At 35.0% G+C, this 19534-nt stretch carries 14 protein-coding genes; 6 read left to right on the top strand and 8 right to left on the bottom strand.

The window, feature by feature from the left end:
- Nucleotides 1–96: 96 nt before the first annotated feature.
- From ERX46_RS04325 to ERX46_RS04315, 3 genes are all read right to left on the bottom strand, one after another.
- Entirely contained in the window at nt 97–567 is a 471-nt protein-coding gene (locus tag ERX46_RS04325) for an RNA recognition motif domain-containing protein (protein ID WP_130092615.1), read from the bottom strand.
- A 106-nt stretch (nt 568–673) separates the two neighbouring features.
- Nucleotides 674–1408 carry a LytR/AlgR family response regulator transcription factor gene (locus ERX46_RS04320; RefSeq protein WP_130092614.1) on the bottom strand — a complete coding sequence of 245 codons (735 nt, stop codon included), beginning with the start codon at nt 1406–1408 and terminating at the stop codon, nt 674–676.
- Nucleotides 1389–2441: a sensor histidine kinase gene (locus ERX46_RS04315; protein ID WP_130092613.1), complete on the bottom strand. Its 1053-nt coding sequence runs from the start codon at nt 2439–2441 to the stop codon at nt 1389–1391. Before ERX46_RS04315 ends, ERX46_RS04320 begins: the two co-directional genes overlap by 20 nt.
- 140 nt (nt 2442–2581) lie before the next feature.
- On the opposite strand from ERX46_RS04315, the gene ERX46_RS04310 reads away from it, so the two are divergent.
- From ERX46_RS04310 to ERX46_RS04295, 4 genes are all read left to right on the top strand, one after another.
- On the top strand, nt 2582–3028 hold the full coding sequence (locus tag ERX46_RS04310; RefSeq protein WP_130092612.1) for a MarR family winged helix-turn-helix transcriptional regulator: 447 nt from the start codon (nt 2582–2584) through the stop codon (nt 3026–3028).
- 102 nt (nt 3029–3130) lie between these two features.
- A complete protein-coding gene (locus ERX46_RS04305) occupies nt 3131–5548 on the top strand; it encodes a TonB-dependent receptor (RefSeq protein WP_165366147.1) in 2418 nt (805 codons plus the stop codon).
- 183 nt (nt 5549–5731) lie between these two features.
- The gene (locus ERX46_RS04300; protein WP_130092610.1) at nt 5732–6961 is read left to right on the top strand and encodes an NAD(P)-dependent oxidoreductase; all 1230 of its coding nucleotides are present in this window, start codon (nt 5732–5734) and stop codon (nt 6959–6961) included.
- Nucleotides 6962–6969: 8 nt separating this feature from the next.
- Nucleotides 6970–9054 (top strand): vWA domain-containing protein, encoded by a 2085-nt coding sequence (locus tag ERX46_RS04295; protein WP_130092609.1) that lies wholly within the window; start codon nt 6970–6972, stop codon nt 9052–9054.
- 236 nt (nt 9055–9290) lie between these two features.
- On the opposite strand, the gene ERX46_RS04290 is transcribed toward ERX46_RS04295, so the two are convergent.
- From ERX46_RS04290 to ERX46_RS04270, 5 genes are all read right to left on the bottom strand, one after another.
- A complete protein-coding gene (locus ERX46_RS04290) occupies nt 9291–10478 on the bottom strand; it encodes a vWA domain-containing protein (protein ID WP_130092608.1) in 1188 nt (395 codons plus the stop codon).
- Between the two features lie 12 nt (nt 10479–10490).
- The gene (locus tag ERX46_RS04285) at nt 10491–11306 is read right to left on the bottom strand and encodes an AAA family ATPase (RefSeq protein WP_242494532.1); all 816 of its coding nucleotides are present in this window, start codon (nt 11304–11306) and stop codon (nt 10491–10493) included.
- 90 nt (nt 11307–11396) lie between these two features.
- Nucleotides 11397–11870, bottom strand: coding sequence for a DUF4442 domain-containing protein (locus ERX46_RS04280; RefSeq protein WP_207214119.1), 474 nt, complete (start codon nt 11868–11870; stop codon nt 11397–11399).
- Nucleotides 11857–12831 carry an NAD(P)H-dependent flavin oxidoreductase gene (locus ERX46_RS04275; protein ID WP_130092607.1) on the bottom strand — a complete coding sequence of 325 codons (975 nt, stop codon included), beginning with the start codon at nt 12829–12831 and terminating at the stop codon, nt 11857–11859. The genes ERX46_RS04280 and ERX46_RS04275 overlap by 14 nt, the downstream gene beginning before the upstream one ends.
- Nucleotides 12832–12950: 119 nt before the next feature.
- Nucleotides 12951–14063 (bottom strand): outer membrane beta-barrel protein, encoded by a 1113-nt coding sequence (locus ERX46_RS04270; protein WP_130092606.1) that lies wholly within the window; start codon nt 14061–14063, stop codon nt 12951–12953.
- A gap of 176 nt (nt 14064–14239) precedes the next feature.
- On the opposite strand from ERX46_RS04270, the gene ERX46_RS04265 reads away from it, so the two are divergent.
- Both ERX46_RS04265 and ERX46_RS04260 read left to right on the top strand, forming a co-directional pair.
- The gene (locus ERX46_RS04265; protein ID WP_130092605.1) at nt 14240–16123 is read left to right on the top strand and encodes a DNA topoisomerase IV subunit B; all 1884 of its coding nucleotides are present in this window, start codon (nt 14240–14242) and stop codon (nt 16121–16123) included.
- A gap of 3 nt (nt 16124–16126) precedes the next feature.
- Nucleotides 16127–19345: a DNA gyrase/topoisomerase IV subunit A gene (locus ERX46_RS04260; RefSeq protein WP_130092604.1), complete on the top strand. Its 3219-nt coding sequence runs from the start codon at nt 16127–16129 to the stop codon at nt 19343–19345.
- Nucleotides 19346–19534 lie beyond the last annotated feature (189 nt).

Below are 19534 nucleotides of genomic sequence, written 5' to 3'. Positions count from 1 at the left end.
TTGTCGATGTGAGGTTAAACCCAAAGCATTTAAAGAATACTCAGTTTGTTGGATAAAAGATGAAAATAGATCTGATTTAGGAGTCAGGCAGAGTTATTAATCTTCTTTCTTTTTTCTCCTTGGTCTCATCACCCTTTTTTCAACGGTCTTAACTTCCTTAACTTCTTTTCTTTCCACGTTATCTTCTCTAGGTGGACGAGGAGCTCTTGGCTCTCTAACTTCTCTCGGCTCTCTAGGCTCTCTAGGTTTTCTCGTTTCTCTTGAGGTTTTCGGGGCAAAAGTTTCTTTCGGCTTTGGATTATCGATAGTTTGTGGACGCTTTTCTTTTGGAGTAGCTAGTTTCACATCTAAAACTCTTCCGTTCACATCCATTCCATTCAAAGAATTGATAGCAGTATTTGCTTGTGAAAGGTCTTCCATCTCAATGTAACCAAAGCCTTTTGACTTTTTTGTTTTATTGTCATAAACCACATGTGCGTAAGTAACTTCACCAAATTGCGAAAAAGTAGCCCTAAGGTCATCAGAAGTTATACCAAAATCTAGGTTGGCGATAAAAATATTTGTCATGTTTAAATTGTTTCTCTCAATATTATTAGCAAAATTACATTTTACATTTCAAAAATCACAATGAAATGATAATTTATACTTATAATTTGTTAAAATAATTTTTCAACTACAACATCATGATGTCCTTGAACCTTATTGTTTGTCGCCTAGAGACTTCAATTTCGATATCATCTGAAAGTTTCACTTTTAATCCTCCATTGAACCAGTTTTCGATACTTTCTATGTGATGAATGTTAATTAAATATTTTCTATTGGCCCTAAAAAAGTCTTCTGTAGATAATCTATCTTGTAAAGCATTCAAACTTCTTAAAATCATCGGACGTTCATTGTTAAAGAAGACACGAACATAATTGCCTTGACTCTCGAAGTAACGGACATCTTTCAATTCTGGGAAAAAGCACTTTTCACCATCTTTAAGAAAAATATGGTCTTGAATTGTGAGTTTTCTCTCCGACCGATGATTTTCATCAGATGAAAAGAAATCTTCTTCGCTATGATTCACTAATTTCTCTATTGTTCCCTTCAATAACTCAGGTTCAACTGGTTTTAGGAGATAATCCAAAGCATTAACTTTAAAAGCATCTAAAGCATGGTCATCATAAGCCGTAACGAAAATAACTTTAGGAATTTCCTCCAGCTGTTTCAACATTTCAAAACCATTCATTTCAGGCATTTGAATGTCTAGAAAAACCAAATCCGGTGATAATTCTTTAATTAATGCAATTCCTTCTTTCCCATTAGTAGCTTCTCCAATAACAGTGATAGTGTCTTTGTGAGCCTCCAACAAGTGTTTTAATTCCTGGCGGGCCAATCGTTCATCGTCAATTATTATTGCTTTCATAATTTGTTTCTATTAATTTGACTTTATTAATCCAAATATAAGAATGGACTTTGTTTTCCTTGTTATTTATTTCAAATCCTGCTGATTGTCCATAAATAATTTCTAATCTTCTTTTGGTGTTTTTAATACCTATTCCGGAATTTTGATTCTCATTATATTTTCCGTCGTTGATTACTTCCATGATGAGATTGTCCTTATCAAAACTAATAATCACATAGATCTCACCACCTTTAACTTTTTTTGAAATTCCATGTTTAATAGCGTTTTCAACCATACTTTGAACTAAAAATGGAGGAATATGAATTGTGTTTTTAATTTTATTTTCAAGTGTATAACTTAATCTCTCTTCGTAACGGATCTTCTCTAGTTTTAAGTATTCTTCAACAAGTTGCATTTCTTCCTGCAGACTTATAAAAGATTTTTTACCCAACAATAATGAATTTCGCAATAAACTAGAGAGTGTCGTAATTGCTGATTTTGCAGTATTCGGCTCAATTTCTATTAATGCACGAATGCTGTTTAAAGAATTGAATAAAAAGTGAGGGTTCAGCTGATCTCTTAAAGTCTTTAACTCGTTTTGCGTTTGACTGGCTTGCAATTTCAAATTATTAATTTCTTGAAGTCGGGATTTTTGAAGCAAATGATAAGTCAGGTAAACAGCACTCCACATGATTAAAAACAAGGAGTAGAGTAGGGTATTGACTAAAAACTCAGAAAATGTAAGCCAATTTTCATCATAAAAAGCAACGTTAGTTAGATTGGTAATCAACATTAACAAGGCTGAAAGAAGTAAAGAAAACGTCATTACTCTAGGGATTAAAGGAGCCAACTTGAAGTTAAGCCAATTTCTTCGAATAAAAACCCAACGAATACTGTTCGAGAAAAGAATCAGTAAAATATACAACTCAAGCAACTTGAGCCCCGTTTGGAAGTTAAATTCACCTTGAATAACAGCTGCTATTCCAATAATACCGCATAAAAATCCCCAAGCGATAAGTTGAACGATCCAATAGAGCAGTTTATGTTTTCCCATTTTTTAAAACTAATTATTAATTTTTAGAAGTCGTGTTTAACTTTTAATTAAAATCTCAATTCATAAAACTCTAATTTAGAATGATTCAATAAAAGCATTTAATTTTGAATATGTTACCAAGGTATTTATATTTGCAGAATATGAAGAAAATTGAGGAGATTATAACCGCTAATTTTAAAGATGAACACCACAAAGCAATTATCAATATTAGATATACATCTAATTACATTGGGGTTTATTACAACAATCAGTTAGAAGCTTTTGATTTAACATTAGCACAATTCAATATTTTAAGAATTCTGCGTGGAGCAAAAACAGAACTCAGTATTAAGACTGTTAAAAATAGAATGGTTGAAAAATCACCTAATACAACGCGATTAATTGATAAGTTAATTATAAAAGACTTTGTGAAAAGAGCCCGAAGCAATGAGGACCGAAGAATAGTGAATATTGAAATCACTGACCTAGGACTTGAAACCCTATCGCAACTAGATGTTCAATTTGAAGATAATTATTTCGATAAAAATTTAACCGAGGTTGAAGTAAACACTTTGAATCATTTACTGAATAAGTTTAGAGAACAATAAACAACTCTTCATTTCATCTGTTCTCACACAGACGTTACTATAACGTTAATTTAAACAATAATCCGAATGCAATTTTATAATTTCGTAGCTCAATTTTTTTCTATGCGTATTTTACTCAGTTTATCTTTAGTACTTATTGGATTTACAACATTTTCACAAGGGCAAATTTCCTTGCGGGTTATGGATGAAAATAATGATCCCATCGAATATGCAAACTTTCGTTTGTTCTCACCAAAAGACTCATCAGTTGTGTCAGGTGAATATTCCGCTGCATCAGGTAAAATAGCGATGAGCGATGTACCTCAAGGAAATTATTATGCAATTCTGTCCTTTTTTGGATTTGAAGATTTGACTCTTAAAGGCATCAATATAACGAAGCCAAATCAAAAAGAAAACCTAGGAACGATTACCATGATTTCTTTAAAAAGTCAAGAATTTGAAGAAGTTGTCATTAAAGGAGAAACTTCTTTAATGGAGTCAAGTATTGACAAAAGAACTTACAATGTTAGTGAAGACATGACTGCTGTTGGCGGTGGATTGACCGAGGTTTTAAACAATATTCCATCCGTTGAAGTAGACAATGATGGAAATGTTTCCTTAAGAGGTAGTGGAAGCGTAACAATTCTAATCGATGGCCGACAAAGTGCATTATCGAGTGGAGATGGAGCATTAGACGGAATTCCAGCAAGTGCAATAGAGCGCATAGAATTGGTAACCAATCCATCTGCAAAATACAATCCTGAGGGAACAGCTGGAATCATCAATATCGTTTTGAAAAAGAAAAAATTGCGTGGAATCAATACCAACGTGCAATTATCAGCAGCAAGTGAAAACCTATACAGTGCATCAGTTGGATTCAATATCAGAAACGAAAAAATGAATTTCTACACGAATTATTCATACCGTTACCGAGAAGGATTTAGAAATAACTTTAATGAAAGAACATCAAGAATTGGAGATACAATTGAATTTTTAAATCAAAAACGATTAGGAACTGACTTTAGAGAATCGCATACTGGAAAAGTTGGTGCAGATTTCTTTATTAAAGAGAATCAAGTAATCGGAATTTCTGCATCTGGAACCTATACAGACAGAATTAGAAATGGAAAACAAACCAATGAGTTGTATTATAATGACGAACTTTATCAATATTGGGACCGTGAAGTTTATGATCCAAGAAATCGTAATTCAATAGATTTGAATGCCAATTATAAATTAGATTTTAATGACAAAAAAGGAAATTTAATACTCGCAGCAACGCAATCTATTGGAGATGAAAGTTCGATAGGAGAGTTTGAGGAATATTATTTTAATCCAGATGGAACGCCAGCCGCAAATAATTACAGATTCCAGAATCAAATTCGTGAAGATTACAACAGCAAATTTACTTTAACAGCAGATTTAGTAAGGAACATAAACGATAAAATGAAGTATGAGACAGGACTTCAAGCAATCGTAAATAGACAAAATGAATCCAACTTTCTTGAATATTATGACACGTTAACGGGTGGCGTAATTCCAGATCCAAACGTAAATAATGAACTTCAGTTTAACGAAGACATATTTTCAGCCTATGGAATATTTGGTCACCAAGTCACTAAAAAATTGAAATACCAAGCAGGAGTGAGGTTAGAACAAGCGTTTACAGAACCTCGTTTACTCACCACAAATGAATCTTTCAAAAACGATTACTTCAGCTTTTTTCCATCAGTGCACGTAGTTTATGGAGGAAAAGATAAGGGAGAGCTTTTTGCTAGTTATAGCCGCAGAATTAACCGTCCAGGATCAAGAGAACTAAATCCTTTTCCAACTTATAGTGATCCTTTAAATTTAATGAGAGGAAATCCGGAAATCAGACCAGAATACATCAATTCTTATGAATTAGGATATGAGAAAATGTGGAAGAAAGTAAGTTTAACAAGCACATTATACTTTAAAGAAACAGTTGATAGAATTCAACGTATTCGTCAGTTTTACGAAAGTGGGCTAAGTGTAACAACTTTCGCAAACGTTGACGAAAGCTATGACTATGGAGTAGAATTAATCGGAACATATTCACCTTTTAGTTGGTGGAGAAATATGATTTCTGTAAATGCTTACGAAAGCCGTATATCAGCAAACGTAGGAGGAACACAACTGAGCAACAAAGGCGTTAGTTGGGATGCAAAATTGAATTCAACATTTTCATTCTTCGATAACACAACCGCAATTCAAGTGAATGCGCAATACATTGCACCACGTTACACAGTTCAAGGATTCTATCAAAGAAATCCAGGAATTGATGTAGGCTTTACGCGTACTTTAATGGACAAGAAATTAGTTTTAGGAGTGCGGGTTTCTGATATATTTGATCAAATGGGATTCTACTTTGAAATAAACGATGGAGATGTAGTACAAAAAACAGATTACAAATGGACAACACGTCGATTATATCTGACATTGTCTTACAAATTTGGGAATTTAACAACAAAAGATAAAGTCTTACGCGAGAAGGTTAAGGAGGCTGAAATGGATGAGTAATTTTATTTAAGAGCTCCTACCAAAAGAATAGTATTGAAAATTAGTTTAAATAATCAGAATACAGCCTTCATATACAAAGAGATATAAAGTCTTTTATCAATTCGGAAAAGACAGCATATAGTTTTCATGTAATCCAAATCCTAAAGTCGTTTTATTCTGTTATTTTTGTAAAAACACATTATAATGACAACAAAAATTGGTATCATAAAAGAGGGGAAAGTTCCATCAGACGCACGTGTCCCTCTATCTCCAGAACAGTGTCTTCGCGTTATGGAAGAGTATCCAAATGTTGAATTAGTTGTACAAAGAAGTTCTGTAAGGGCTTTTAAAGACAGCGAATATTCTGATTTGGGCGTTCCACTTGTAGACTCTTTGGAAGATTGTGATATCATAATGGGCGTTAAAGAAGTCAATATCGAAGACTTAATTCCCAACAAACAGTTCTTCTTCTTTTCTCATACATTTAAGGAGCAACCTTACAACAGAGATTTATTAAGGGCGATTATTGATAAAAGAATTCAATTAACAGATTACGAAGTATTAACCGACAAAACCGATAAAAGAATTATTGGATTTGGTCGTTATGCTGGAATTGTTGGTTGTTATAACGGTTTTAGAACATACGGACTTAAACATTCACTTTACAACTTAAAACCTGCTCATCAGTGCGCAGATCGTAAAGAAATGGAAAGTGAATTATTAAAAGTTAAATTACTAAAGGACACTAAAATAGTCATTACAGGATTTGGTAGAGTAGGACATGGCGCTTTAGAAGTGATCAATAAATTACCGATATCAGAAGTTACGCCGGAAGAGTTTTTGGAAGACTCTTTTGATGAACCCGTTTTTACGCATTTGGGAACAGCAGATTATGTTGCACGAAATGACGGAAAAGAATTTGACAGAGATGTTTATTTCGAAGATGGTTCTGGTCATCACTCAACATTCCCGCGTTATTTAAAAGAAGCAGATTTATACATTGCTTGTCATTATTGGGAAAACAGCTCACCGTTTTTAGTAACCCGTGAAGACCTCAAAAGTAAAGACATTCGTGTTTCTGTGATTGCAGACATTTCATGCGATATTGATGGCCCAGTTGCTTCTACAATTCGTCCAAGCACAATTGCAGACCCTATTTATGGATATGATCCTGAGACAGAAGAAGAAGTTGATTTCGAAAATCAAAATGCAATTGCTGTAATGGCGGTTGATAATTTGCCTTGTGAATTACCTAAAGATGCTTCAAAAGACTTTGGTAATGAGTTGATAAAAGGTGTTTTTCCAGCTCTTTTTGGTGAAGATCCACACAGTATTATTGAAAGAGGTTCTCAAACATCAAAAGATGGAAAGTTAACCTACGATTTTAAGTATTTGTCAGCTTATTTGGCTGGTAAAGAAGTAAGCCAGCATTAATCTATAAAATGACAGAATTATTTAGCGACATACCAATGTGGACGCTTCTCCCATGGGCAGTTGTGGCGGTTGCTTTATCACTTTTATTGTACAGAAAAAAATCTTGGGTTAAAGAGATTTCTAACTTCAAACGTTTTCTTTTAATCAGTTTGCGCAGTTTAGGATTATTCCTTTTGGGGGTTCTTTTATTGGGAATTCTGATTAAAGGAATGGATAGCGAAATCGATCAACCACTCATAATTACGATAGTTGATGATTCTGAATCAATGCTGAATTATTCTGACAGTGCAGAAGTCAAAAACCAAACAAAAGCATTTTTAAATACGGCTAATTCTAGTTTTAATTCTGATTATAATCATTCAATATTTACTTTATATAATGATTTAGAAAGTGTTGATTCATTGGTTTTTAATAATTCGGAAACGAATCTAAGTAATGTCCTTAATAAAGCTTATGATAATTACTACGGTAGAAATATAGGAGCAATTGTTTTACTTTCAGATGGGAATTTTAACGCTGGTTCAACACCACTTTTAGTTGCAGAGAAATTTAAGAAGACTCCAGTTTATACATTAAGTGTAGGAGACACAATTCAAAAAGTTGATCATCTTGTAAAAGGTATAGTTGCCAATGAAATTGCATTTTTAGACAATAAATTTCCAGTTGAAATAAGTATCGAAGGAAATAAAACTCCATCTACATCTTTTGAATTACAACTAAAAGAAGATGGAAAAGTAATTGCTTCAAAGTCGCTTAAACACCAAGAAAGTGAATACAGTTTAGTAAAAGCAGACTTTCTTTTAGATGCAAAATCAATTGGAGTTCATGAATATACTGTAACTATTAGTTCAATAGCCAATGAATTTAACCTTGATAATAACGAAAAGACGTTTTATGTTGAGGTTTTAGACGACAGAAGCAATGTCTTAATCATCGCAGAAGCTTTAAATCCGGACGTTGGAGCAATAAAAAGTGCATTGATTACTGAAAACAACTTAGAAGTAAAAACTGTTACAGCGAATGAATTACCTACAGATTATTCTCCTTTTGATTTAATTATTTGGCATAATCCTGGAGTTTCAAAAAATCAAAAAGCATTTGACCAAATTACAGCGGAGCAAATTCCGGCTTGGTACATTATTACAACCCAAACCTCTCGACTTGATATAGGCAAACTTCAATTGTCTGCAAATATTAACACAACAGGCTCAGCTGATAATTTTGGCGCAGCTTACAATCAAGGCTTCAGTTTATTCAAATTATCTCCAGAAACGAGAAAAATGATGGATAATTTTCCTCCGTTGAATGCACATTATGGCAATGTAAATTATGCGAACACCGCTTCAATTCTTGCATTTCAAAGATTAGGAGCGATAAAGAAATCAGATCCTTTGTTCTTTTTTGGAGGAAAGCAAGACAAAAAGTTTGCAGTTACTTATGGAAGTGGACTTTGGAGTTGGAGATTAGCAGATTATCAAACCAATCAAAATCAAGAACATTTCAATGAAATCGTTCACAAAACGGTTCAATACCTGATTCTAAAAGAAAATACATCAAGATTAAGAATTCAATTGCCTTCATTGGTGAGCAGTACAGAAGATTTGATCATCAAAGCATCGTTTTACAATGAAAGTTATGAAGCGATTACTGATCCAACAATCGATTTAGAATTAAGTAAACCCAACGGAGAAAAATTTGAATACTCGTTTCTGCCATTAGACAAAGAATACAGCTTAGATTTAGGTCAATTATCCGCTGGAAGGTATTCTTGGAAAGCTTCAACGACATACAATGGATCAACATTCGCCAAAGAGGGAACATTTGGCGTGAAGGATTTGGCATTAGAAAAACAAACCACGAAAGCCAATCACCAATTGTTAAAACAAATGGCGGAAAATGGTCAAGGAAAATTTGCAATGTTAGCCGATTACCAAGCGATTTTAGATGATATTAATCAACGAGAAGACATCGTTCCAGTGGCTTATGAGTCGAGCACTTACCACAAGTTAATTGATTATGTTTGGCTGATGTTGGTTATTGTGGCGTTGTTTACCACGGAGTGGGTAATACGTAGATATTCGGGAGCTTATTAATGTTTTAACCGCGGAGGGCGCAAAGGACACGCAAAGTTCGGAAAGAAAAAAGAGTAATTATTAAGGTTTAATTATTAATGTTTAACACGGTTGGGTATTGAATTCCTTCTTTTTCCTTCTCTGTGGGCCTCTGTAAAAAACCTCCGTGAATCTCTGTGAAAAAATACCAAATGCCGCAGGTGCTCTCTGCGTCCCAACAGCTCTGCGGAACTCAGCTCCTCTGCGAAAACTCCGCGTCACTTTTTTTTCCTCTTCAAAACATCCACTGCTTCCTCAATCCCTTTAATCGTCAACGGAAACATTCTGTCTTTCATAATCTTTTGAATCATACCAATAGACTCCGTATATTTCCATTCAGATTTTGCGACTGGATTCAGCCAAACAAAATAGGGAAATTGTGCTATCATTCGCTGCAACCAAACTTGACCTGCTTCGTCATTGTAATGTTCAACACTTCCCATGCGTGAAAAGATCTCATAAGGCGACATAGAGGCATCTCCAACGAAAACAACACGGTAATCTTCATTAAATGTGTTGAAAATGGTTTCTGTGGGTGTTTTATCATCCCAACGGCGTTCATTTTGTTTCCACACGTTTTCGTAAAGGCAGTTGTGAAAATAGAAAAATTCTAGATGCTTAAATTCATACTTCGCGGCAGAGAATAATTGTGAACACAAAGCAATGTGATCATCCATGGAACCACCAATATCAAAGAGTAGTAGCACTTTTACCACATTCTTTTTAGAAGGAACCATTTCGATTTCTAACATTCCACTGTTTTTGGCGGTGCTTTTAATTGTTTTGCCTAAATCAATTTCTTCCGTTCTTCCTTCACGACTTAAAATGCGCAACTTACGAAGCGCCATTTTCATGTTTCGGGTGTCCAGTTCCTCATCTTGACTCAAGTCTTTAAAGCTGCGTTTATCCCAAACTTTTACTGCTTTTCTGTGTCTACTTTTATCTTGTCCAATACGAACACCTTCAGGATTATAGCCGTAAGCACCGAAAGGAGAAGTTCCACCAGTTCCAATCCATTTATTTCCACCTTGGTGACGCTCTTTTTGTTCTTTTAGAAGCTCCGCCATTCTATCCAATAGACTCTCTAAATCACCTTGACTTTTAATCTTTTCCAATTCTTCACGAGAGAATAAACGTTCGCCATTCTTGCGTAACCATTCATCTGGAATGTTTAAAATATCTGACGATTGAATTTGTTCAATTCCTTTAAAATAAACACCGAATATTTGATCGTACAAATCTAAATGTTCTTCATTTTTCACCAAAACTGTTCTAGAAAGAAAATAGAAATCATCCACATTATATTCAGCAACGTTAGCATCTAAAGCAGCCAATAAATCCAAATATTCACGTAAAGTAACAGGAATACCTTTTGCCTTAAGCAATAAGAAAAAGTCTAAAAACATAGTCTTTGGGTTTTAGCGAATCATGGCTTTGTCGTGCTCATTCTTTAGCAAAGCACCTAAAAATGGAGTTGCACTTTTTCCTTCCATAACATCATCTAGCTCTTGTGCATTGATTTTTCCAACCAATAAAAGCTTAATCCAATCGATTAATTCACTTGTAGAAGGTTTTTTCTTGATGTTGCGTTGATTTCGGATTTCATAAAACAATTTCATCGCGCTTTCAACCAATTGTTCTTCTAAATCAGGATAATGAACCGCTACAATTTCTTTCAGCGTTTCACGGTCAGGAAAAGAAATGTAGTGGAAGAAGCATCGACGCAAGAAAGCATCCGGTAACTCCTTTTCATTATTGGAAGTGATAATAATTATTGGTCGGTGCTTGGCGATAACTTCTTCTCCCGTTTCATAACAGAAGAACTGCATTTTATCGAGTTCGAGCAATAAGTCGTTTGGAAATTCAATATCGGCTTTATCAATTTCATCAATCAATAAAACAACCTTTTCATCTGCTTCAAAAGCTTGCCATAATTTCCCTTTGTTGATGTAATTAGCGATGTTATCCACTTTGTCATTCCCCAATTGAGAATCACGTAAACGAGAGACTGCATCGTACTCGTAAAGACCTTGTTGAGCAGTTGTGGTAGATTTAATGTGCCAAGTATAAAGTGGCTTATCCAATGCTTTAGCAATCTCGTGCGCCAATAAAGTTTTCCCCGTTCCTGGTTCTCCTTTAATCAATAATGGCTTTTCTAATGTAATTGCAGCATTTACAGCTACTGACAAATCGTGTGAAGCTATGTAGTCGGCTGTTCCTTGAAATTTAATCATGATTCTTGTAATTTGTTGCGAAAATAGGAAATGTTTGGGGATTGTTTGCAGTAGGGTCGATTTGCAAATCGCCCTTACTGCAAACCGCCCCTACCGCACCTTCACCGAAATCTCCATATCAAAAACCGCAACAATCTCGTTGTCCGTATTCTTCGCCTCAACCTTAATCCATTTATTCACTCTTTCTTTTGTCGACATTGCTTCATCAAAAGCTTTTTTAACAATCTGACCTTCATCAGAATTAAAGTAAACATCTGACATTGCGCGTTTCAAGAACTCCGCTTTTACAGCTTTGAAGGCAAATGAAACTTTAACACCGGATTCTTCTGCAAAGTAAAAAGCATGTAATCCAGCGGCCATATCTGCTCCGACAGCTAAACTTCCAAAGTACATTGACTTTAAATGATTTTTTGTGCGTCTTTTGAGTTTGATTCTGATTTGAGAACTGTTCTCATCCAACAACATCAACTTTGGTCTGACAAAAGCAATCATAGGAATTTTAAACATTCCCATTAACCACAACAAGCGACGCATTTTGCTTAGTGAAATCTTATTTTTCTTCATGGTATTCTGCTACAAGTTGATCAATAATTTCTTTAATTGGACGAATAGATTTCACGTCTTCAATTGTTGGTCCGGCGCACCAAAGTGTCTTATATGTCGCACTAAACGCAGCTTTTTGCAATCTTTTCATTCCACGTAAGAAAGTAAAGGCTTTAAACCATTTCTTTAGACTTTTATTCTTATTTAAAACCCTTTCTAGCCAATTTTGGTCTGTACCGATTTTCTCAACATAAGGAGTTTTGATAACGGTACAAGGTGTTCCAGAAAGTTTTGTTGTCATTACGATATCATCTTTTCCATAATCGACACAAGCTTGTTTGTATTCCTGACTTACATCAGATTCATCCGTGGCAATAAAAATAGATCCGATAGAACAACCATCAGCACCTAATTCCATAACATCTTTCATTTCGTAGCCATTTCCAACACCACCAGCAGAAATTACTGGAATTTTACAATGTTTTTTCAATTCTGGAACTAAATCCTTAATCGAAATATTACCAGCGTGACCACCAGCTTCTTTGTTAACGGCTATAACAGCATCAGCACCCAAAGATTCCACTTTCTTAGCGAACTTTAGATTGGTAACATCACAGAAAACTTTGATTCCATGTTTATGCGCTTGATTTATCGTTTCTTCAGGAGAACCTAAACTTGTAATGATGAAATCAACTTTCTCCTCACAAATGACAGCCAATTGCTCCTTATAAGTAAAGTTACTTTTGTTGACAATCAAATTGATTCCAAATGGACCTCCAGCTTTTTCTTTGATTTCTCGAATAGCAACCCTGAGTTCGTCAGTAGTTCTGTAATTCATCGCAGGAACAGCAGCTGTAGCACCAGCTTTAACACCAGCGATTATCATTTTGGTATTGGATACCAAAAACATAGGCGCAATTATGATAGGGTAGCGGATGTTGAGCATTTCACTCAATGCCGCTTTGATTTCATTGTTTTCCATACGCTAAACTAATAAATGTTTTTATGTATGCATAGAAAAAAGGTGGATAATTTAGATTGTATTTTATTTTACGTATTGTAGAGACGTACGGCAGAGCGTCTCTACAATACGTAAAATAATTATTGTTTCCACATACTAATCACAACCGCGCCACCCAAATAAAAATTACTCTTCGAAGGTAAATCATTCATCATATAATACGCTTCTTTTCCGGCTAACATTCGTCCTTCAACTCTCAGTAAAATCGCTCCGCCTATTTGATAGTCTATATTCAACGAAGTTCCAAAATTTTCAAATCCATAGATATTATCAATTTTCGCAACGCTATTGCTTGGGTCTAGGAAATATTCTGCCCTTACTGCGCTTGACCATCTTTTATTGAATTTATACTTGAAAACAGCTGTCGTACTCATCCAGCTTCCAACATCATCGCGGTTTTCTACCAGTTGATCTATTCCAAAGTCGAATCCTGCTATAAAACCGTATTTATTATTTTCATATTTCGCATAAAGATTATGGAAAATTCTAAATTCTTCTCTTGTTAAAATGGGCACAATTCCAGGCAATTTAACTCTTCCAATAAATGAACTGCTATTGATTAACCAGTCATCTTTTGGTTTATATTTTAGTGTGTGTCCGACAGAAGGGAAGCCATTTACCATTTGTTGCCAACCGTTTGAGAAAAGCAATTCCATTTCCCATTTTTTATTCTTTGTGGTATATCCTAATTTTGCTGCGGTCAAATAATATGGAGAACCCTCAGCCATTAAACTTCTGGTTAAAGTAAAACATTCATTGCTTCTCACATTCTCAAAACCAATATTGGATTCCATAATTCCGAAGTCAAACCATAAAGCATGGTTTTTTAGTAATTTAACTCCAAATTTGGCTTCGTAAACATGATTGAAAAACTTAGGTTCACCTGCTAAATTTTCATTTGCATAAGTCCCACCAATGAAAGAAAGTGTAGATCGAAAATAAGTTCCACGATAATCAATACCAATAATTCCTGTATTGATGTTAATTTTATTGTGATCAGTGAAATTATACAAAACAGTGGGACGTCGATTATTTTCTGGTTGAGCAAAATCATAACCATAATACGTTTCTAAATAAGCATTTAATGCCAATTTTGGAGTAATATTTATACTGTTGCTATTTTGAGCAATCAGTTGATTACTAGTGATTAGAATAACTATATGTAAAGTAAGAATTAAAGACCTGAATTTCATAATCGAGTCGGTTTATTATTTTGAAAAAAAATCCTTATATTGGTCACTTTAAGAACATAAATTAAATAGATTTTACTATTAACTATGCATCGTGTATAACCTTAACGTAAAGGTGCTAAAATACTAAGAAATAGATAGTATATTTGCTTGCATACTCAAAAATTCGCGTTACAAATATGGCTCAAGAGAATAATTATACAGAAGATAATATACGTTCACTCGACTGGAAGGAGCATATCCGCTTGCGTCCAGGGATGTATATTGGAAAGCTGGGGGACGGAGCTTCTGCCGATGATGGGATTTACATCCTCATGAAAGAGGTTATCGATAACTGTATCGATGAGTTCGTGATGGGGAATGGAAAACGAATTGACATCAAAACCAAGAATGGAATGGTTACGATTCGTGATTACGGTCGTGGAATTCCATTGGGAAAGGTGGTTGATGTTGTTTCAAAAATAAATACCGGAGGGAAATATGACTCCAAAGCTTTTAAGAAATCTGTTGGTCTAAACGGAGTAGGTACCAAAGCTGTAAATGCTTTGAGTAGTCATTTCAAGGTTTATTCTGTACGTGAAGGAGACTTGAAAAGTGCTTCGTTTGTGCGTGGAGTATTGACAGAAGACCCTAAAATGGAAAAAACGGAGGAACGCAACGGAACTTTTGTTGAGTTTTATCCAGATGAACAAATATTTAAGAAATTCGCTTTTAAAATTCCATACATCGAGAAGATGATTTGGAATTATTGTTATTTGAATAGGGGACTTGCTATTTATTTGAATGGCGAGAAATTCGAATCAAAGAACGGACTTAAAGATTTATTAGAAAACAACCAAGATGGTGATCCTTTGTATCCAATCGTTCACCTAGAAGGGCACGATATTGAAGTGGCTTTTACGCATGGTCGAACTTACGGAGAGGATTATTATTCTTTCGTAAACGGTCAGCACACAACGCAAGGAGGAACGCATCACAGTGCTTTTAGAGAATCTGTAGCACGTGTAATCAAGGATTTTTACGGAAAGAATTACGAGTCTTCAGATATTCGTCAATCGATTGTTGCTGCTGTTGCTGTAAAGGTTGTTGAGCCAATTTTCGAATCTCAAACAAAAACAAAATTAGGTTCTCAAGAAATTGAACCAGGAGGAAAGTCAATGCGTGCTTTCATTAATGATTTCCTGAAAACAAATCTTGACAATTACCTTCATAAGAATACACAAACGGCTGATATTCTAGAAAGTAAAATCAAGCAATCTGAAAAAGAGCGCAAGGAACTTTCCGGAATTCGTAAAATTGCCCGTGATAGAGCGAAAAAATCGAATTTACACAACAAGAAATTACGTGATTGTCGTGTTCATTTAACCGATTTAAAGCATGACCGACGCGATGAAACAACTTTGTTCATCACTGAGGGAGATTCAGCTTCTGGTTCGATTACCAAATCGCGAGATGTGAATACCCAAGCGGTTTTCAGTTTACGAGGTAAGCCTTTAAATACTTATGGTTTAACGAAGAAAGTTGTTTACGAAAACGAAGAATTTAACCTTGTTCAAGCCGCCTTAGACATTGAGGATGACATGGACAATTTGAGATACAACAAGATTGTAATTGCAACAGATGCCGATGTCGATGGAATGCACATTCGTATGTTATTGTTGACATTCTTCTTGCGCTTCTTCCCGGATTTAGTCAAACGAAATCACGTTTATGTGCTTCAAACTCCATTGTTTAGAGTTCGAACTAAGAAAAAAACGAGGTATTGTTATTCTGAGGAAGAACGTAGAAATGCATTAGAGGAATTGGGGAAAACATCTGAAATTACTCGATTTAAGGGACTTGGGGAGATTTCTCCTGATGAGTTCAAGTATTTTATCGGAGAAGATATTCGTTTGGAACCTGTTATGTTAAGCAAAGGCGCTTCAATTGAAGAAGTTCTTTCTTTCTATATGGGTAAAAACACACCAACACGACAAGAATTCATTATTGATAATCTCCGCGTTGAGAAAGACATTGGGGAGGAAATCAAAAATGATAAAGAAAAAATAGAAAAAGCATCATAAAATATGGCGGAAGATAATAATCATGAAGACGAAGAGAACAAGGATGTTCCAGGTTCTGAAAATGATGATACAAATGAAGAAACCAATGACGAAATCAATGATGATAACAGTGATGTAAATGGAATCAAAAAGGTGGATGAGAATATCATTTCACTGGATGGACTTTATGAAAATTGGTTTCTAGATTATGCATCTTATGTAATCCTTGAACGTGCTGTTCCTGGGTTAAATGATGGTTTAAAACCTGTGCAACGCCGAATTCTTCACTCCATGAAGGAATTGGAAGATGGCCGTTACAATAAAGTAGCGAATATCATCGGAAATACCATGAAGTTTCACCCGCACGGAGATGCTTCAATTGGTGATGCTTTGGTTCAATTGGGACAAAAAGAATTGCTAATTGACATGCAAGGAAACTGGGGTAATACGCTGACTGGTGACGGTGCAGCTGCTCCACGTTATATTGAGGCCCGATTATCTAAATTTGCTTTACACGTTGCTTTTAACGCAAAAACTACCAAATGGCTTACGAGTTATGATGGTAGAAATAAGGAACCGGAAGATCTTCCGATGAAATTCCCATTATTACTTGCTCAAGGTGCTGAAGGAATTGCAGTTGGATTGGCTTGTAAGATTTTACCACATAACTTTATTGAATTAATTGATAACTCGATTAACCATTTACGTGGAAAGAAAGTTGAGTTTTTTCCTGATTTCCTAACAGGAGGGATGGCTGATTTCACTAACTATAACGATGGTTTACGTGGTGGAAAAGTCAGAGTTCGTGCGAAAATCAATAAGATTGACAACAAAACATTAACGATTACAGAAATTCCTTTTGGAACGAATACTTCGTCTTTAATTGATTCTATTTTACGTGCCAACGATAAAGGGAAAATTAAAATTCGCAGGATTGATGACAATACCGCTGCTGAAGCTGAAATCATGATTCACTTAGCGAGTAATGTTTCGCCAGATAAATTGATTGATGCGCTTTATGCTTTTACAGATTGTGAGGTTTCTATTTCTCCAAACTCGACTGTAATTGATGGCGATACACCTCGCTTCATGGGAATGAGCGAAATCTTAAAAGACAATACTGACAACACAGTTCGCTTATTAAAGCGTGAACTTGAAATTCGCAAAGAGGAACTAGAAGAGCAATGGCATTTCAGTTCGTTGGAAAGAATATTCATTGAAAATAAAGTCTATAGTCTAATTGAAGAGGAGGAAACCTGGGAAGGCGTTCTTTCTGCAATTGAAAATGGATTAAAACCATTCACTAAACATTTAAAAAGAGAAGTAACCAGAGATGATATCATTCGCTTAACGGAAATCAAGATAAAGCGTATTTCCAAGTTTGATAAATTCAAAGCAGATGAGATTATTTCTAAGATTGAAGAGGAATTAACTGTTGTAATTAATAATATTAAAAACATTATTGACTTCTCAGTAGATTACTTCAAGGATTTGAAAAAACGTTTTGGTGAAGGAAAAGAAAGAAGAACAGAAATTAGAGTATTCGACAATATCAATGCTTCGAAAGTAATTATCGCAAACGAGAAATTGTATGTGGATTACAAAGAGGGATTTGTTGGATATAAGCTGAAAAAAGCTGAATATATTGAAGACTGTTCTGAAATTGATGATGTAATTATCTTTTTCGATACAGGTAAAATGATGATTACCAAAGTCGCGGATAAGAAATTTGTCGGTAAAGGAATTGTGCATGCTGCCGTCTGGAAAAGAGGGGATAAGCGTACAATTTATCATGTGATCTACAAAGACGGTAAGACTGGACACGCATTTATGAAGCGTTTCTTCGTGAATTCCATTACCCGAGATAAAGAATATGATTTAACGACGGGTAAAAAAGGTTCAACTTTACTTTATTTCTCAGCGCATAAAAATGGGGAAAGAGAAGTAGTTACTATAAATTTAAGAGCAAGAACACATTTGAAAAAATTACGTTTTGACTTAGATTTAGGGGAGCAAATTATAAAAAGTCGTTCTGCGAAAGGAAATATCGTAAGTAAAGAAACAGTTTCTAAAGTTATTCAGAAAGAAGTTGGAGGTTCAACACTTGCAGCGCGTAAAATCTGGTACGACGAAATCGTTGGACGTTTAAATGATGATCAAAGAGGAAAATTCCTTGGTCAGTTTAGAGGAGACGATAAGATTTTGACCTTATATAAGAATGGAGAATACCGTTTGTCTACTTTTGATTTAACAACGCATTTTGACGATGACATGATTCACATTGAGAAATGGAATCCAGAACACGCACTTTCTGCAGTTTATTATGATGCAGAAAAAGACATGCATTATGCTAAAAGATTTGTTTGTGAAGTAACAACAGACCGTCGAGTTCCATTTATCAGTGAGACAGAAGGTTCACATTTAGATGCAGTTTCAACAGCATATCAGCCAGAAGTGAAAATCGTTTACAATAAACTACTGAAAGCAACGAAACATTTGCCGGACAGAATAGTGCGTTTAGATGAATTTATTGATGTGAAAGGAATGAAATCACTTGGTAATCAGTTAGAAAAGATGAAAACCAAGGAGATTGAATTAACACATCCTATACAAGGTAAAACACCTTGGCCAGGTGATGAAGATGATGCTACAGATGACACTGACGACGACGATTCAGACGAAGACGACGATGAGGATGATGATTCAGATGACTCTGAAGATACCGATATCACTAAAGATAACGATGACGACGAAGACGCTGATGATGAAGATTCTGAGGAAAATGACGATGATGACGGTGATGATGATGGCGATTCTCCAAAGAACGACGCACCAAAATCAGATGGTGGAAATGTAAAAGAAAAGCCAGTTTCAGAAAAGAAGAAAACGGTTAAGAAAGTTAAAAAGGTTAAAACTAAGGCGGTAAAAGAAAATATCAAGGAAGAAGTAGATTCTGCGAAGAAGGATTCCATAATAAAGGAAGATTCGATGGTTAATAAAGGATCAAATTCCGAAGCGGTTAAGGAAAAACCTGAAGCGAAAGAAGATCAGGTTCAGAAAACTGAATTAAAAGAAAAGTCGGTACCTAAGCAGAAAACAAATGAGTATAAACCTAAGGAAGAAGAAACGCCAAAACCCGAAGCTCGTAAAAGAAGTTTGTCAAGAAGACCAATTAAGGATAAACCATCACAGCAAGTAGAATGGGATTTGTTTAGTTCGCCAGATGATAAAGATGAGAAATAAAGAACATTATATTTAATACCCATAGAAGACTTAATATGTTGTTATTAAAAGAGATTCCTTATCGCATTGCGATTTGGAATCTTTTCAATTAAACCAAATTCATTTAAGAATATTTTAATTGATAAATATTTTTTTAATTCACTTGCAGTTTTAGGTTCTCTTGATAAGACATAAAACAACTCGTGGAAT

The organism is Brumimicrobium glaciale (genome assembly GCF_004152935.1).
GTDB lineage: Bacteria > Bacteroidota > Bacteroidia > Flavobacteriales_D > Crocinitomicaceae > Brumimicrobium > Brumimicrobium glaciale.
The sequence above is the reverse complement of the archived record's forward strand: the minus strand, read 5'-3'. Positions and strand labels throughout refer to the sequence as shown.